The organism is Algoriphagus jejuensis, from assembly GCF_039523455.1.
GTDB classification, from domain to species: Bacteria; Bacteroidota; Bacteroidia; order Cytophagales; family Cyclobacteriaceae; genus Algoriphagus; species Algoriphagus jejuensis.
Genome location: NZ_BAAAFI010000010.1, coordinates 215,581 through 231,079, shown reverse-complemented (window position 1 = coordinate 231,079; position 15,499 = coordinate 215,581). Strand labels below are relative to the sequence as shown.

13 protein-coding genes are annotated in these 15,499 nt (G+C 45.9%); 2 read left to right on the top strand and 11 right to left on the bottom strand.

Annotated features, from left to right (window positions below):
* Window positions 1-197 precede the first annotated feature (197 nt).
* The 4 genes from ABD031_RS11910 to pyrF all read right to left on the bottom strand — a co-directional run bounded on the left by ABD031_RS11910 (window position 198) and on the right by pyrF (window position 8,284).
* Complete coding sequence (locus ABD031_RS11910) at window positions 198-1,493, bottom strand: DUF2851 family protein (RefSeq protein ID WP_343851687.1); 1,296 nt, start codon at window positions 1,491-1,493, stop codon at window positions 198-200.
* Between the two features lie 299 nt (window positions 1,494-1,792).
* The gene (locus tag ABD031_RS11905; RefSeq protein WP_343851685.1) at window positions 1,793-3,376 is read right to left on the bottom strand and encodes a SusD/RagB family nutrient-binding outer membrane lipoprotein; all 1,584 of its coding nucleotides are present in this window, start codon (window positions 3,374-3,376) and stop codon (window positions 1,793-1,795) included.
* 124 nt (window positions 3,377-3,500) lie between these two features.
* The gene (locus ABD031_RS11900) at window positions 3,501-6,758 is read right to left on the bottom strand and encodes a SusC/RagA family TonB-linked outer membrane protein (protein WP_343851698.1); all 3,258 of its coding nucleotides are present in this window, start codon (window positions 6,756-6,758) and stop codon (window positions 3,501-3,503) included.
* 710 nt (window positions 6,759-7,468) lie between these two features.
* Window positions 7,469-8,284, bottom strand: a complete 816-nt coding sequence (gene pyrF / locus ABD031_RS11895) for an orotidine-5'-phosphate decarboxylase (protein ID WP_343851683.1) — start codon at window positions 8,282-8,284, stop codon at window positions 7,469-7,471.
* Window positions 8,285-8,348: 64 nt separating this feature from the next.
* On the opposite strand from pyrF, the gene ABD031_RS11890 reads away from it, so the two are divergent.
* Entirely contained in the window at window positions 8,349-8,702 is a 354-nt protein-coding gene (locus ABD031_RS11890; RefSeq protein WP_343851681.1) for a hypothetical protein, read from the top strand.
* A 67-nt stretch (window positions 8,703-8,769) separates the two neighbouring features.
* On the opposite strand, the gene ABD031_RS11885 is transcribed toward ABD031_RS11890, so the two are convergent.
* From ABD031_RS11885 to rpsU, 7 genes are all read right to left on the bottom strand, one after another.
* Window positions 8,770-9,216 carry an AAA family ATPase gene (locus tag ABD031_RS11885; protein ID WP_343851679.1) on the bottom strand — a complete coding sequence of 149 codons (447 nt, stop codon included), beginning with the start codon at window positions 9,214-9,216 and terminating at the stop codon, window positions 8,770-8,772.
* A gap of 78 nt (window positions 9,217-9,294) precedes the next feature.
* Window positions 9,295-10,161 (bottom strand): lysylphosphatidylglycerol synthase transmembrane domain-containing protein, encoded by an 867-nt coding sequence (locus tag ABD031_RS11880; RefSeq protein ID WP_343851678.1) that lies wholly within the window; start codon window positions 10,159-10,161, stop codon window positions 9,295-9,297.
* Between the two features lie 95 nt (window positions 10,162-10,256).
* Window positions 10,257-11,231 (bottom strand): glycosyltransferase family 2 protein, encoded by a 975-nt coding sequence (locus tag ABD031_RS11875; RefSeq protein WP_343851676.1) that lies wholly within the window; start codon window positions 11,229-11,231, stop codon window positions 10,257-10,259.
* A gap of 80 nt (window positions 11,232-11,311) precedes the next feature.
* The gene (locus tag ABD031_RS11870; protein ID WP_343851674.1) at window positions 11,312-12,820 is read right to left on the bottom strand and encodes an ArnT family glycosyltransferase; all 1,509 of its coding nucleotides are present in this window, start codon (window positions 12,818-12,820) and stop codon (window positions 11,312-11,314) included.
* 67 nt (window positions 12,821-12,887) lie between these two features.
* On the bottom strand, window positions 12,888-13,193 hold the full coding sequence (gene hpf / locus ABD031_RS11865) for a ribosome hibernation-promoting factor, HPF/YfiA family (RefSeq protein WP_343851672.1): 306 nt from the start codon (window positions 13,191-13,193) through the stop codon (window positions 12,888-12,890).
* Window positions 13,194-13,229: 36 nt separating this feature from the next.
* Complete coding sequence (locus ABD031_RS11860; protein WP_343851670.1) at window positions 13,230-14,114, bottom strand: tyrosine-type recombinase/integrase; 885 nt, start codon at window positions 14,112-14,114, stop codon at window positions 13,230-13,232.
* A gap of 114 nt (window positions 14,115-14,228) precedes the next feature.
* Window positions 14,229-14,423 (bottom strand): 30S ribosomal protein S21, encoded by a 195-nt coding sequence (rpsU, locus tag ABD031_RS11855; RefSeq protein WP_026966673.1) that lies wholly within the window; start codon window positions 14,421-14,423, stop codon window positions 14,229-14,231.
* Between the two features lie 256 nt (window positions 14,424-14,679).
* Between rpsU and ABD031_RS11850 the strand changes: the two genes are divergently transcribed.
* Complete coding sequence (locus ABD031_RS11850) at window positions 14,680-15,339, top strand: hypothetical protein (RefSeq protein ID WP_343851666.1); 660 nt, start codon at window positions 14,680-14,682, stop codon at window positions 15,337-15,339.
* Window positions 15,340-15,499: the final 160 nt, after the last annotated feature.

Here is a 15,499-nt window from a genome sequence, read left to right as displayed (position 1 = left end):
ATTGGCTCTCATCCCTTACCACTTTTCAATAAAATTAATCGCTCGAAAGGTGATTTTTTAATCTGAAGCTAACATAGGAGACGGAAAGGCGTAAAGGCCAAGATTTACCAACTATGTGTGCCTGTGGTTAAAAAATCAATTCTTTCCGGTCAAAGGGACACCGACCGGGACGGAGAAATAAAAACAACAATAACACTTCACTTGGACTGCCCCTTGAGCAGGCTTTGGCCGATCTTGCAGGAGAGGCACTTTTGGGGTTGGCAAAAGCTGCGATACAATCCGATCATGCCTTGGGAATCAAAAGAATTTTCAGCTTTCCAGCCCTTATCTCCGAATAGTCGGGTGATGAAATTACTCTCGCCGGGGATGGTTTGCAGCAGGTCAAAGCATCGCTCCTGCCACTCCGGTTGCTCAAAGTAGCGACCATACGAAAACCAAAGCGGGATGACAAAATTGATGATCAAGAGTTCCAAAGAACTTCCAGAGATCCCTTTGGAAGCCATTTTCTCAGTTGGCTTGCCGAAGGAATAATGGAATTTCCAATAATCGGAGGGAGCCACTTGAAGCAGCTTTTTGAAGGCAGAAAACTCCCTACTATCCTCCATCACAGCTTGGAGTAGATTAGGACCTTTGGAAAGAATGGCCGCCAACTGGGCAATTCGGATCGTCGGGAAATTGGTAGGTCGAGCGCCCATAAATGTCCAGTGTTGCCGTAGCATCGGAGCCGTCCAGTTGAATTTCTTGCTATAAAATTCAAACTCGCTAATCAGGTGCCGAGCATAGGGTTCCTCTGATTTTTCCGGCAACAGTCCGGCCTGACCAAGAAGCATCGCCTCCAAAGTGGAAACTTGATTTCTGTGTTTTTGGAGCGTTTTGTATGGAACAAAGGCCGCGAGTTCGCCCATAGGCTGGGAGTTGATTTTGAATCCAAAGCAGGTGAAAAGCCAGCGGTATGCCGTCTCTTCCCAGTAGCCTTTGGTCTGTTCCAATATCGCCAAGATCAGCTGCGACTTGTCATATAGCCTACCGACCAGCGCTTTTTCCAAAGCAGAAAAGCGGATGATTTCCGGAACGGTATTCAGCGCGTGAGCACAGGGAAGGCTGGATTTGAAGTCCAGGAGTTGCTCGTAGTTTCTCCAGATATCAAGGAAAATCTTCCCCTTAATTTCTACCGTCGGCATTTGAGTTCCATCATTTCGATAGACTTTCCTGTCATTTTCCCAGACCACGTGCAAGATGACCGAATTGTAAGCCGGATCGCCGCCATGGGCGTGTTGCTTCCAATCTGAGGCCATCCGATGAACCTCCACATGGCCGTGAAGCGTCACGCCATCCAACACTACGGTCGCATCCCTAAAGTCCGGGCCTTCGCTTTGATTGTGAAAACCCACGTTGAGGATTTGGGCGGATTGCCCATCGATGGTTTTGAGGTCTTTTCGGTCGAAGTATTGATACTTCCAGACCAGCTGCAAAAAATCTTCCCTGAAGTTCATAAAAAGTTGAGGACTAAAAGTTCTAGGAATTTAAGGATTCCATTGCCGGAAGTCAATGCCATGATGCAAAATTCCATCAAGTTCCCCGCGAGAGGTCTGTACGGCGCAGTCTATTGGTTTTGAGGAAATTACGTTACCGCCAAAAGTAACTAGGCAAACAATGACCTGCCGGATTTTGAAAACATGGAGGTCCAGCAACAGCCCGACTAATCTCCAAAGGGACTTCTAAAAAAAGAAAAAACCGTACCCAGGGGTTGAATACCTCTGGATACGGCTTTGAAATTTAACTAGACTAGGAATTAGTTCATATCCCAGAATATCTTGTTCGTCAACTTGTCGTCGCCCTGTACTACAGAGTAATTCTCCTGATTGTAGGTCTCCTCCTGTCCCGGCAGGTTCCAGCGTGTTGGCGGTAGGCTTTGCTGATTGGACTGGTCAGCCCAGAAAGTCAACTCTACCAGACCGAGTCTTCTCAGTTCTGCCCAGTTTTCATTAGGCTGAATCACATTGAAATGCAACCACTTTTGCTCTGCAATCAGTTTCAACTTCGCTGTCTCTGTTGTCGCCGCATCCCAAGAGATAGGCCCTTTTGCCAAGTATGCCGCTATGTCAGCATTCGTGGGAACGATTGGATCTGGAGAGATCGCATTGTTGCTGAGACTTCTCAGTGACTGGTAGAAGGCTAAGGATTGCTTGATCGCTGTCTCGTAGTGAGTCTTAGCCATTGCACCCTGATTGTTTTTCAGGTAATACTCTGCAGCCAACAGATGTACTTCAGACGCAGTGATGATAACGCCCGGAAAATATTGATTTCTGCTGATGGTGGATCGGTTGTATATGGTCAGCGTATTGCTTACCACCAATTCGTTTTGGTCTGTACCATTCATCAAAGGATCCAGTCCCATGTAAACGCCTTCAGCTTCTTCTCCCGGCTCGAACACGTAGGTCAGTCTTGGATCTGCATTGCCAAGCATGTGATCAATGATCGCTTTGCTGGCAAGGTTACCGCTCCAATCTTCGAGTCCACTCTGGAAAGTATTCGCAGGCAGGATGGTGCCTAAGGTATAGACATCCCATTGAATATTGCCGGCATTGGCAATTACCACCGGATAGCTTCCTGGGCTGGAAAGAATTTTACCGATTTCAGTATTGGATCTCGCACTGAAGGTGCTGGATCCGCTCACTCTGGTCAACATTTTCAGACGAAGTGAGTTGACATAAGTCTTCCACTTTTCGACGTTTCCTTTGTTGATCAAATCCTGAGTTTTGAATTCTGCCGCAACAGAAGCTTTGACAGTGATCGTGTTAAGTTCATCAGCAAAAGCAGCTAAATCATCCAGCATCTTGGTATAGATGTCTTCAGCATTGTCATAGGCAGGATACGACTGGCTGTAGTCACCGCCGTTGGTGCTGAGCATGCCAGCTTCGGTCCACGGAATATCTCCATGCAAGTCGATGACCTGCTGGGTATAGTCATAGAAGAATGTGGAAGCGGTGATCATGTAGATCCGCTGATCTGCTTTTTGCTCGGCTGACAGCGCGTTATACACTTTCTGAATCTCCCGATACTGTGCCAAGACGTTGTAGTAGGAATTCCATCGGTCGTTTACAGCCGCAGAACCCGGTACGTATTGGTTTTCAACATTGACCCAACCGGTCGCCTGATTGTAGCGGTTGTTGGTGATACGGTGGATTACAAAGTAATTCCAGTAGCTGGGAAGGACAAATTCTCTGTTGGAATAGATCATCCCGGAGAACTGCTTTCCGACGGTCGTCTCCGACAACTTTGAGGGGTCGGTGTAGCTGTCTTCAAACTCCGAATAAGAACAGGAGGTCAAGCCGGCTACCAATAAGACGTATAGATATAGACTTTTGATTTTCATGTGTTTATGATTTTTTTTTGAACGGCCACATGGAATCTCGCATTGAGGATAATCAGCTCACTGTGTGTTGCCCACGACATGCTCGATTTCATGGCTTTTTTATGGATTAAATTCATTCTGACGATTAGAATTTAGCTCTTAGCATAAATCCGATAGTTCTGGTTGCAGGGTTGGTACCCGCAGAAGTCAGGGTCTGAGCCCATCGTGATCCCCCCGTCAACACTTCAGGATCCAAATCCTTCAGATTTCTATACAGGAAGAAAAGGTTTCTTCCATACATCGAAATGTTCAAATTCGATGCGCCGATTTTACGTGAGATATGGGAAGGCAAGGTGTAGCCTAAGGAAAGCTCTCTCATCTTCAAATAGGTGTTGTCCGCTACATACAGCTCATACCTGGATTCTGAGTACTGAGGGCCGCCCCAGTTATAGGTTCTCTGGTAGTAGAACGCCTGCGAGATCACGTTGGTGTTAGCCTGACCGTCAGCGGTCACACCATCCATCAGCATACCGTCATGATAAACAGTCTCTCCTCCCGGTCCGGTCGCAGTTGAATGCGGTACTTGTACGCCTTTGCCATCTGCATTCATATAGTAAGCCAGACCTCCAGTCGCTTCATTTCTGAATTTTATGCTTTCTTCGGTCAAGCCACGGCTAGTCATCCAGTTGATACCGGTTGGCATTACTGAGCCGCCGATCTGGAAATCCATCACTGCGGAGAAATTGAAATTTTTGTAAGAGAACTCATTGATAAAGCCACCTACCGCGTCAGGCATTGCATTTCCAGATTGGATCCAATTTTCTGCATCGAGTTTGTAGATTCCGTTTGGCTGAACGATTTTATTGCCATTGGCGTCGGTAGCTACCGGACGAGTGTAGAAGTCGCCCATTGGTCGGCCGACAACAGAACGAAGCTGAGCAGCGTTGCCGTCGTAGTCCGCATGTAGCAATTCGGTCGCGTTGTTTGCGAGCTTCTCTACCTTGTTAACATTTCTGGCCAGGTTCAAAATCATATCCCAACTGAAGTTAGTCTTGGCCATTATTGAGCCTCTCAAAGCCAATTCAACACCCTGGTTTCTCAATGTTCCGATATTCGTCAACACTGATCTTGCTCCTGCAGAAGATGGCAGGGTCAGGGGTAAAATCTGGTCACGGATCTGGGCATTGTAGTACGAAAGATCTACACCCAATCTATTGTTGAATAGACGCGTGTCCAAACCAAACTCAAACTCGTGTTTCTGTTCTGGCTTGATACCGTCGTTACCAAAATTAGTCGGAATGGTAGTGTACAACACAGCGGATCCACCGGTTTGCTGGACGCCCAACGTGTTTTGGGTGTAGGCAATATTTGCTCCGTAGATGTCTGGATAGTTACCTACGATACCCCAAGAACCTCTCAACTTAGAGAAGGTAATGAAACTTGGCAGCGCAAACGCATCGGTCAAGGTAAAGGCTGTATTCACCGAAGGGTAGAAGAACGCGTTGTTGTCCGGGTTCATGGTAGAGGTACGATCCTTACGCATGGTACCTTCGACAAACCACATATTCTTGTAATCAAAGTTGAGCGTTCCGATAACTGCATCAATCACGCGGAAGCTTCTGCTCGAACTTGAGTTTGGAATATTAGTGGAGGCCACGATGTCAAACAGGTTCTCGCTACTCAGACCACCATTGGTGCTTCGACCGATCGACTCACCCTCTTCTTTTCGGGCAGTGTAGCCGGCCATTGCACTCAGGGTAATCTCATCCGTGATTTTCTTACGGTAGGACAGCATTAAGTCTCCGTAGAGGATGCTGTAGTTTTCGTCTAGCATCCCGAATCCTCCAGACGGACCAAATGCCAAGGGTCTTTGGGTATAATTCGAAGTCTCAGAATATCGGGAGGTAAAATCCGTGGAGATGCGTCCGCGTAGATTCAAATCTTCAGTGATCTGATAGTGGGTGGTCAAACTACCAATCACCCGGTTGCTGAGCTCGGAAGCGAGGTTCTTATTTACTCTCCATACATAGTCACCGATATCTGCCCTGAAACCATTGTAAATGATGTTTTCGTCAGGAGTGGAGCTTTGACCGTTTCCTGTGACGAATCTGTAGCCGTCGCTGGTCTGGTACTTGTTGAGATACCACTCCCCATTGTCAAATCGGGACATCATTCCCGAGAAGTTGTTGATCATACGATCGACCGAAACGGGTCGGTTGGCGGTATTTTGATTGATGTAGTTCACCATCAGATCCACAGTTACCTTTTTGTTGAGGTTATACGTGGAGTTCAGGTTGACGATGTTTTTGCTGTTTTTTGAGTTTAAGCTCAAGGCCTCGTTGTCCTGACGGGTCAACGACAAACGTACGCTTCCCTTATCCGAAGTATTGGATACGGCTACGTTAAACTGCGAACTTACAGGACTATTGAATAGCGCTGCATAGTTGTCACCCTGATCTGAATAAGGTCTCTCGATCCCGTCCCAAGCCATCATTGGCTGACCATCGAATTCTGGGCCGAAGTTAATAGAGGTGTTTGGCTGAACACGTGTCCCAGTCGCATCATAGTTAAATCCATCTGCGGCTTGACCTAAGGCGAAGACATGAGCAGGACCTCCGAGACCTCTGACGGTCTGATACCTTGGCAGGTAAGCGATTTCATCTACAGAAACATTGGCATTGAAGTCAACGCTGAAGCCTTTTGCTCCCTTAGTGCCTTTCTTGGTCGTGATCAACATGACCCCGTTTACCGCCTCCGAACCATAAAGAGCAGCAGCAGAGGCACCCTTCAGGATGGAGATGTTATCGATGTCTTCCGGGTTGATGTCCAAGAGACCGTTACCTCTTAGTCTTTGGTCTCCCCAGTAGTTGGTGTTTGTCACTTCTTCGTTTCGGATAGGGACCCCATCCAATACGATCAGCGGCTGGTTTTTACCGGTGATCGAGTTGATACCACGAATGGTAATGTTCACTGGCGAGGTAGCACCACCGGCAGCGCTTTGGATTCTCACGCCCGGAGCCTTACCATAAAGTGAAGATGCCACGTTTGGATTACCCACTTTGACCAATTCAGAAGCCCCTACGACTGTAGTTGCATAGCCGAGAGATTTTTGCTCCTTGGCCATACCAAAGGAAGTCACGACAAATTCGTTCAATTCAGAAGCTGCTTCTGCCATGACGATATCAATTACGCTTCTGGACCCTACTTCGATATTCTGAGTTTCATAGCCTAAGTAAGAAAACACTAAGGTTGCGCCTTCAGGCACAACAAGAGTGTACTTTCCGTTTAGGTCAGTCACAGTACCTTTTGTGGTTCCCAATACGGTAACAGTTGCTCCCGGAAGTGGATTTCCTGACGCATCGTTTACCGTTCCGTTGACTGTAACGTCCGCCTCCACTGTCATAGAATAGACCAAGGGAGGAAGCTCGCTTTCGGCAGGAATTGAGACTGCCTGTGCGGAAAACACGGCGCCTAAAAACATGCCCTGAGCTAAAAGGATTTTCCCAGTTCTTCCGAACAGGACCTTTCGCTTCAATTGCTGGGGTACTTGTTTTTTCATTTGATGTTGGGTTGAGTTACTTAAAATTTATTAGTTAAAAGAGATGGAGTTGACTGGTTAAGCTTTCTACTTTTTATATCCATACAGAAAATAGTTAGGGTTATCCAAATTGTTTAAAAGAACGTTACGTTAAAATTAATTTTCTTTTAAAAGTACGTGAAAGCAAACATTTTTTTTTGAATAATGGAAGTGACTTAAAGAAAAAAAATCATCTAAACTCGGACAGTTCGGTAAAAAAATATTTTGCTCACCCTAAAGAAACATACAAAATGAATGCTTCAAAAGCGAGACCGACAGACACTTATTTGGTTTTCTTAGGATTTTCGTAAAAAAAATACTCTGGAAAGGCTTTGTTGGGGGAAAAATCCAAATTTTCCATCAGAGACCTTCCATCATGAAATTCAGATTGATAGGTAATCCCTTTACCTAGCGGCGAGAAAAAAAATAATCGGGATTTTTGAAAAAAATTCTGTCTTTCCAAAGGAAAACGATAGTATCTCCCGAATTAGTCCAAAAGCCCTAATACATCAAAGTCAAAAAACACCTTTTACAACTCATAGGTATTGCTCCAAAAGCACACTCATTTCAGCCTGCAATTTCACAGCTTCCTGACGAGCAATACGGGCAAAATCCTTCCCGCTCGAGGCGTAGATAATCCCACGGCTGGAGTTCACTAAAAGTCCACAGTGTGAGTTCATTCCATGCTTGGCAACCTCAGCCAGACTCCCACCCTGCGCTCCAACTCCAGGCACCAGGAAAAAATGGGCTGGGGCGACTTTTCTTACCTCCCCGATCAATTCCCCCCGAGTCGCACCGACGACATACATCAGGTTTTCCGGCGATCCCCATTCCTTGCTTTTCTCCAAAACCGATTGATACAATGGCTTGCCATTTTCGTCTCTAATCAGCTGGAAATCCATCGAACCGGCATTGGATGTCAAAGCAAGCAGGATCACCCATCTATCCTCGAATTCCAAAAATGGCGTCACACTGTCCGCTCCCATATAAGGTGCGACGGTCACCGAGTCGAAATTCATTTGCTCAAAAAACGCTTTTGCGTAGAGTTTGGACGTATTTCCGATATCCCCGCGCTTGGCGTCCGCGATGGTAAAGATATCGGCAGGAATAAGCTCCTCCACTTTCTTCAGTGTCTCCCAGCCCTTTGCACCCAAGGCTTCAAAAAAGGCAATGTTGGGCTTATAGGCCACGGCAAAGTCAGCCGTCTCTTCGATTATAGCCTTGCAAAAGCTGAAAATCGGATCTGGTTCCGACAAAAGGTGAGCGGGGATTTTTGCCAGATCCGGATCTAGTCCTACGCATAGAAAGGATGATTTTTTCTGGATTTGGGCAAAAAGCTCGGCTCTGGTCATGGAATTTAGGATTTTGGCAAAGGTAGGAAAAAGGCTTTTAGCTATTTTTGGAGAAAGCTGATTTATGAGATTTACACTCCAATCTCTCGCCATCTTTCTTTTCGTCAACAACACAGACGGTCAAGATATCACCGGACCCTGGCGATGGACAAACAACGCAGCAGACAGGAGTTTTGAAATTGAGCTTGGGATACCTACTCCTGATGACGGCGTTTTCGCTTCGTATGATTTCGTTGGCGAGCACTGTGGCGTCTATTACGTTGGAGGCAGGATAGACTGTACTGAGGCAATTTCCATTTTCCTCCGAAAAGAAAAAGAAAATACATTCCAAGGCACTGTCAAGAGCGCTTATTCGGATTCAATCTCTCCGCTTGATATATGTCCCAGAAAAGCAGCAAATCCTCTGGAAAGTAATTGATGCTGCTGGGCAGTTCTATTTTCCCCATGATGCAGTTCTGGAAAAACAGCCCTAAAAACGAAAGACCTTAATGTCCTTCCGTTTTCAGTCTTTGCATCAAATCAGCGAGGCCAATTGTGTTGGTGTTTTCACCGAGCGGGAATTCTTCATTTCCCGTATACACAACAAATTGGTGCGTCGCTTCGACATCTTTTGAGGCGATCAAAAAGTCTTTGGAAAGCTTCGGACTACGCGTCCGCTTGATCTCGACGGCCCAGAGTTGCGAACCCATCTGAATCACGAAATCCAGGATAATTAGCTTCCCTTCGTGGAGGTCAAAGTATTGCTCCTGTTCGACAAGCTTGACGCGGTCGGAGGGATTTTCCAGATCGAGATAAATGGACTGACTGTCGAAACCTTCCACCAAGGTCTGCGCAAGCGTAGTCTTGCCTACCTGCCTGGAACCAAGAATTCCGGTGGCCAGAAAATCCGGCATCAGTTCTTGAAGCTTCGCCAATAAATCTCTTTTGATCATCCTTGCAAATCGAAAATTACATTTTCGATTTGCAAGGATGCATTTATATTATTTCGTTGAATAGCAGATACTTGACGACTAATTATCAAAATCAATTTTCACCGTCGCCCCTACCAGGGAAACGGCGGCTGTGATCAGAAAAAAGATTAAACTGAAGGCAACCGCGATCGCTTCATCAATGCCAGCGTAGCTGTGTGCATAGACAAAAACCAACTCCCGAGCCCCGACTCCGCCGATGGTCAGCGGCAAGACGGCGACTATCGAGGAAAGCAGGAAGACCAGCTGATACGCCAGAAAGTTTTCTGTCACTCCCAGGCTCATCAGGATAAACCATGCACAAATCAACTGCGCCAATTGACCGGCCATTGACCAGGCATTTGCCTGCCAAAAAGAGGGCAGAAAATCTTTGAAAAAAAGCTTCTGGATCAGCCAAAAAGCCGGAAGTGTCATGATCAGCCCGGCAATCATCAATCCGTTCCAAAGATCGTTTTCCAAAAAATCCACCTGAATATCCACCATTAAAAACATTCCAAACAAAAGAAAAACGATAGCCACCAATCCTCCCAGTCGATCTAAAAGCACAGATTGAATCAATTTCTTTACTGGAGTTTTATAGTGCTTGTTGAGGAGAAAAACCTTGTAGCCATCGCCGCCGATTCCACCGGGCAGAAATAGATTATAAAACATCCCAATCAGGTACAGTCGCCAGTTTTGTCGCCCGGAGATATGAAGTCTGATGTTTTCGAAATAAAGGTTGAGGCGAAAGGCCGTGGCGACCTTACTCCCCACAAAAAGCAACATCGCAGGAATCAGCCAAAGCCATTGGATCGTCTTGGCCACTTGTAAAAGTTGGTCGGCGTCAATTTTCTTAAAAACCAACCACAAGGCCAATCCGGTCAGCAAAAGCTTCAAAGCGGTTTTGAGCTGATTTTTGAAACGAGTCAAGGCTAGGCGTTTAGGTCGTTATCAGGATTGGTTTAAAATGTGGCGTTCTAAGTGCTGCTTCTGGAGAAGCAGCACAGCGGTAAAATCGTCTTCGTCTATTGCTGATCACTGAAACTGCTTACTTCCGCCGATACTCCCTGATACACCGATCTGATGATATAAGTCTTCTTATCCTGCGATTCAAAATAAGTGCGGACAATAATCTCCGCAATAATTCCAGTTGTAATCAATTGAATCCCTCCTACAATCATTATAAAACCCAAGATCATGATCGGTCGGCCCCAAATATCCTCCCCGAGAATCTTTAAAACCAACAGGTAAAAGCTGATCAGTGAGCCGATCAAAAAGGCAATCAAACCGATCCCGCCGAACAAGTGAATCGGTCGCTGGAAATACTTTTGAAAAAAAAGCATCAGGATCAGATCTGCCATTACCTTAAACGTGCGACTCAGCCCGTATTTGGATTCGCCGTGGATTCGTGGATGGTGCTTCACGTCCATCTCAGTCATACGCGCGCCTTCCTGCTTGGCTAGCACCGGGATGAATCGATGCAATTCTCCGTAGAGCCCCATTCCCTGAGCGATCTCGGCTTTGTAAACCCGGAGCGTGCAGCCATAGTCGTTCAGATACACTTTGGTTGTGTTTCGGATCACCCAGTTGGCGATCTTGCTCGGAATTTTGCGCAGCACAAAACCGTCCTGCCGATTCGCTCTGCGACCGGCGACAACATCCCATTCTTCGTCGATAGCCTTTTGCAGCATCACCGGAATGTCCGTCGGATCATTTTGCAAGTCACCATCCATGGTACAGATGTACTCGCCGATTGCCAAGTCTATTCCCGCTGCCAGCGCAGTGGTTTGCCCATGGTTTCTGTTGAAAATAATCAGCTTGGTGCGTTGATTCGCATATTTTTTGACCTCAGCCACCGTCCTGTCTGTGGAGCCATCTTCGATCAAAATCACTTCGTAGTCGATCTTTGAAAGTGCCGAATAAGTAGCTTCCAACAGCGGTCGGATGTTGTCTTCTTCGTTATAAACGGTGATGACAACGGAAATCAATGGTTTGGTCATGCGTTAAAATTTGGTCAAAAATAGGTGTTTTTGCGGTTGGCGGCAAAAAACGCTCCCAGGTGAAGAACACTTTGGATCTGCTAGTAGGTGTCGGGGACAAAAGGCTGATAAGATTTGAGGTTTTCCCAAATCTGGATTTTGACTTTTCGAATCGGAAGCCCTTCATAAAAAGGAACAAAAGTCTCCTCGTAAATCAAGCGCTCAAACGCCGCCCGTTCCTGCATCGTTTCATGGTTCATGCTTACAAACACACCCACTTTCTCCGTGTTGACAAACTGCGACATGTCTTCCCAAAGGTCAAATTGATTCTTTCTCGACCCCATATTCATCACATAAGTTTGCGGATTTCTGGGTAGATAAAATGAAAGCTCCGAAGCAGTGTGGTAGGAGTCCGAGAAATAGAACTCATTCTCCAGCGTCAGGCTGTCCATCAAAAACTCCAAGCGTTGCGCAAGTTCGACATGACCACTCAGTCGGCTGAGTGCCTTTTGTTCTCCTTTTTTGATAGGCGCGAAGGATTTGAGATATGTAACGTCTGGAAGAAGGAAAAGCACGGGAATACCAATACTCAAAATGATCGCCACTTTGGTAAACCTCGTCCAGATCTCGGACTGCCCCGCAATCCAACCGCCCAGAACAACCGCAAAACCGGTGTAGGCGAATACCGGCCAATTGACCTCGACTCTTTTCATCAGGCTAAGCGCGGCAAATGCCGAAAAAGCGAGAATTCCCGGCAATATGAGATAGACCGAACTACCGGTTTTAGTTTTGAAAATATCCCTAAAGCACAGAAACCAAATAGGCAATAGAAACGGAGAGACGATCGCGAGCTGACCGCTCCAATATTCAAAAAACCACTTCAGCGAATTCCCCAAGTCGACCGGCTTGGACTCTCCGTCACCCGCACCACCGAGTGTAGCCAGGTGCTTGAATGTATCAAAGTTATTCTCCCAATTCCAGATTAAAGCCGGCACAAAACCCAATAAGCTGACGGCCACGAAAACCGCAAAATTCTTTTGTTGGACTTTGAAACCTCGGATAAAAAGCAAGTAAATCAGCACGGAGGGGAAGATCAAAAGCATCACCATCTTGGCCATCAAGCCAAATGCAGTAGCTACTCCCGCCCATAGCCACCAATTCTGTTTCTTTTCCTCAATGCCTCGATAAACTAAATGAACTGCTAAAATCCAGAAGAACGTAAGCGAGGAATCGGTCATGTGAAACGTCGACGCCAGCCACCAAACGGGCATTGCCTGCGCCACCAGTCCCGCCCAAAATCCGGCTTTGGCGCCATAGAGATGCGAAGCAAACAGGTAAGTAACCCAAGAGATTCCAACCCCGGCTAGGATGGCATTGATCCGCACTCCCAGCTCGGTATTTCCCAAAAGTCCAGTGCTAAGGTAATTCAGCACTGCAACCAGCGGCGGCTTGGAGTAATAATGCCAGGCCATATTTTGTGACCAAAGCCAGTATTGAGCTTCCTCCGTAAAAAGGTCAATCTCTGGGCGAAGGGTGAAAATGATTTTCACTGCGGCGAGGGAAAGACTGATCCCCCAGAAGGCCCTCAAGTAGTAGTTGTCTGATCTCATTTTTGAAAGCGCAAAAATAAAAAACCCCCAGTTTCCTGAGGGTTTTAACTCTATTTATTTACCAAGCTTACTGCTTGACCAAGACTACTTTTTCTTTGTATTTTTTGATTTGTCGCCTCAGGCCTTCGATCGCCTCATCTGCAGCACCCTCGAAGGAATCGGCCTGGTTTTTGGCAAAAAACTGTTTCCCGGGGACATTGAGTTTGATTTCGACTATCTTATTTTCGTTTTTCTCGTTTTTATCTAGTCTCATAAAAACCTCTCCATCAATTATCCTGTCAAAATAGGTATCCAGTTTATCAGCCTTTCTCTGGATAAAGTCGATCAGTTTACTATCCGCGTCAAAGTGGATGGAGTGCATCTGCAGTTTCATACGATTTGCATTTAAGTGGTTGAACAAATAATTTATTTAAGCTTTCGGGTGTGCCTGTTCAAACACAGCCTTCAGTTTTTCCATTGAATTGTGCGTGTAGACCTGTGTGGCAGCTAAGCTGGCATGTCCCAGCAGATCTTTGACGGCATTGAGATCGGCTCCTTTATTGAGCAGGTGTGTAGCGAACGTATGCCTTAGCAAATGGGGACTGCGCCGGGAATTTTGGGCAAAAAGATCCAAATAATGTCTGACAATCCTGTAAATCATCATAGAGTAGGCTTGTTCGCCCCGATTGCTGACAATAAAGTAGGCATTCCCCTCAATTTTCGAAAATCTTTCTTCAAATACTTTCTTATACAAAATGATATTCTGTTTTAGCATTCTTGTGAGGGGAATTATTCGCTCCTTGTTACGTTTTCCCAGAATCTTTACCTGGTCTTCAATCAAATTTAGGTCTTCCCATTTCAATGTGGTCAACTCCGAAAGGCGGACTCCCGTCAGGTACAGAAACTCCATCACCATCCTATCACGTTGCCCTTCAAAGTTAAGTTCGTAGACGCTCTCTTCTAATACGGACTCGATGGTCATTTCTTGTACAAACTCGGGAAGTTTTTTCGGGTTTTTAAGGGATTTTAACTTGTACGTCGGATCCCGATCGATCACCCGAGACCGGAGCAAAAACTTAAAATAAGACTTCAGCGTCGCAAGTTTTCGATTGACGGTGGTGGTACTCAGCCCCTGCTCCACCAGATCGATGATCCAAGCCCGAAGGTCTGCATGAGAGCATTGTTCCAGTTCTTGGATTTCGAAGGATAGGCTGACAAACTCAGTTGCTTGCTCCAGATCGCCGCGATAGGCGGTGACCGTGTGTGGACTGCTTCGCTTTTCGTATTCGAGATAGTTGATGAATGAGTCAATCATTACCTAAAAGTTAACAGAAAATCAGAAAGTAGAAGCAGACATTCGTCAAGAGTAAAAAACAAAAAACGCACTTGCCTGAGGGACAAGTGCGTCTGTATTTGGAATCAAATCCGATTACTTCATTTCTTCGTCACGAAGATTTTGCTTGTAAGCTGCTTTGATAACTTGTGCTCTTCTTACGATAGAAGGTTTCGTGAAAGCCTGACGGGCTCTGAGTTCGCGAACCGCACCGGTTTTGTCAAACTTCTTTTTAAAACGCTTCAGCGCTTTTTCGATGGATTCGTTCTCTTTTACGTTTACAATGATCATAGTATACACCCCCTTTCGTGGCTGCAAAAGTAGGAAATATTTCAGTAAAACAAGAATGCACCTCTATTTATCAGTAAATGACTAAACCCTCGCCTTCGGCGGATCATTCGGAAAAATTACATACCGGGGTTTTTATCCGTTTATAATGCCATTAGATCGCCAATCAGTCTTTTACGCCTCTCACCTATTTTTTTAGACAAAAACAAATAAGCGCCGTATAGACTTCAATATCTTCAACTTATTTATAGCTATCCAGATGGATTACTTTTATTCCAGACTATTTTTTGTTTGGGCTACCTTTTTGATTTCGTGTCAAACAAAAACGCTCCGGCCTATTGCCTTTGGGGTTTCAGAAGGCATCATGAACAACATGGATTTTAGCTCAATCGGCTGGCAGATCGGTGAAAAAATCAGTGAGTTGCAACTGTATTCTATGGAAGGAAAGGCGGTACAGCTAGACGTCAGAACAGCTGGACGCGCAACACTATTAATCACCGGGAGCTACACTTGCGATGAGACCCGGGGCAATCTAGAAGGAATTAGTCGGCTACATACTAAGTATAAAGATCATGTCGATGTATTTTTAGTCTATACGCTAGAAGCTCATCCACTGAGCACTCAAAGTCCCTACTCCGCCGAGCCGGCCCCTTGGCATGCTATGGACAATATCAAAGCAGGAATCTCCGCTGAACAACCTCGTACAATGGATGAACGTCGACAGCTTGCAGAGCAATGGATTCAAGAGGAAAACATCTCATTTCCGGTCTTGCTTGATGGACCTTCCAATGAGTTTTGGAATAGCGCAGGTCAAGCTCCAAACATGGCGATACTAATTTCTGAAGAGGGCGAAATAATCTTAAAACAAGCTTGGTTTGAAGAAAACGAACTTGAAGAATCGCTTCTAAAAACGCCCTAGCCCCCTGTGAATCAGACGCTCGGTCTTCCGTCATGTCCTCAACTTACTCCAAGTGCGGCGGACAACTCCTGAACTATGATGAAAGGTCTGTTTTAGGGCGGGCGCCTAAAATCATCACAAAATCAATAAGCAAACTCTTCTGAAGTGCTATTTTTGGGGT

Bases quoted from the DNA above. Each gene is read 5' to 3' on its own strand.
- ABD031_RS11860 (WP_343851670.1), bottom strand. From the start codon at position 14,114: ATGATTGACTCATTCATCAACTATCTCGAATACGAAAAGCGAAGCAGT.
- ABD031_RS11870 (WP_343851674.1), bottom strand. From the start codon at position 12,820: ATGAGATCAGACAACTACTACTTGAGGGCCTTCTGGGGGATCAGTCTT.
- ABD031_RS11875 (WP_343851676.1), bottom strand. From the start codon at position 11,231: ATGACCAAACCATTGATTTCCGTTGTCATCACCGTTTATAACGAAGAA.
- ABD031_RS11890 (WP_343851681.1), top strand. From the start codon at position 8,349: ATGAGATTTACACTCCAATCTCTCGCCATCTTTCTTTTCGTCAACAAC.
- ABD031_RS11885 (WP_343851679.1), bottom strand. From the start codon at position 9,216: ATGATCAAAAGAGATTTATTGGCGAAGCTTCAAGAACTGATGCCGGAT.
- pyrF (WP_343851683.1), bottom strand. From the start codon at position 8,284: ATGACCAGAGCCGAGCTTTTTGCCCAAATCCAGAAAAAATCATCCTTT.
- ABD031_RS11900 (WP_343851698.1), bottom strand. From the start codon at position 6,758: ATGACAGTGGAGGCGGACGTTACAGTCAACGGAACGGTAAACGATGCG.
- hpf (WP_343851672.1), bottom strand. From the start codon at position 13,193: ATGAAACTGCAGATGCACTCCATCCACTTTGACGCGGATAGTAAACTG.
- ABD031_RS11905 (WP_343851685.1), bottom strand. From the start codon at position 3,376: ATGAAAATCAAAAGTCTATATCTATACGTCTTATTGGTAGCCGGCTTG.
- rpsU (WP_026966673.1), bottom strand. From the start codon at position 14,423: ATGATCATTGTAAACGTAAAAGAGAACGAATCCATCGAAAAAGCGCTG.
- ABD031_RS11850 (WP_343851666.1), top strand. From the start codon at position 14,680: ATGGATTACTTTTATTCCAGACTATTTTTTGTTTGGGCTACCTTTTTG.
- ABD031_RS11910 (WP_343851687.1), bottom strand. From the start codon at position 1,493: ATGAACTTCAGGGAAGATTTTTTGCAGCTGGTCTGGAAGTATCAATAC.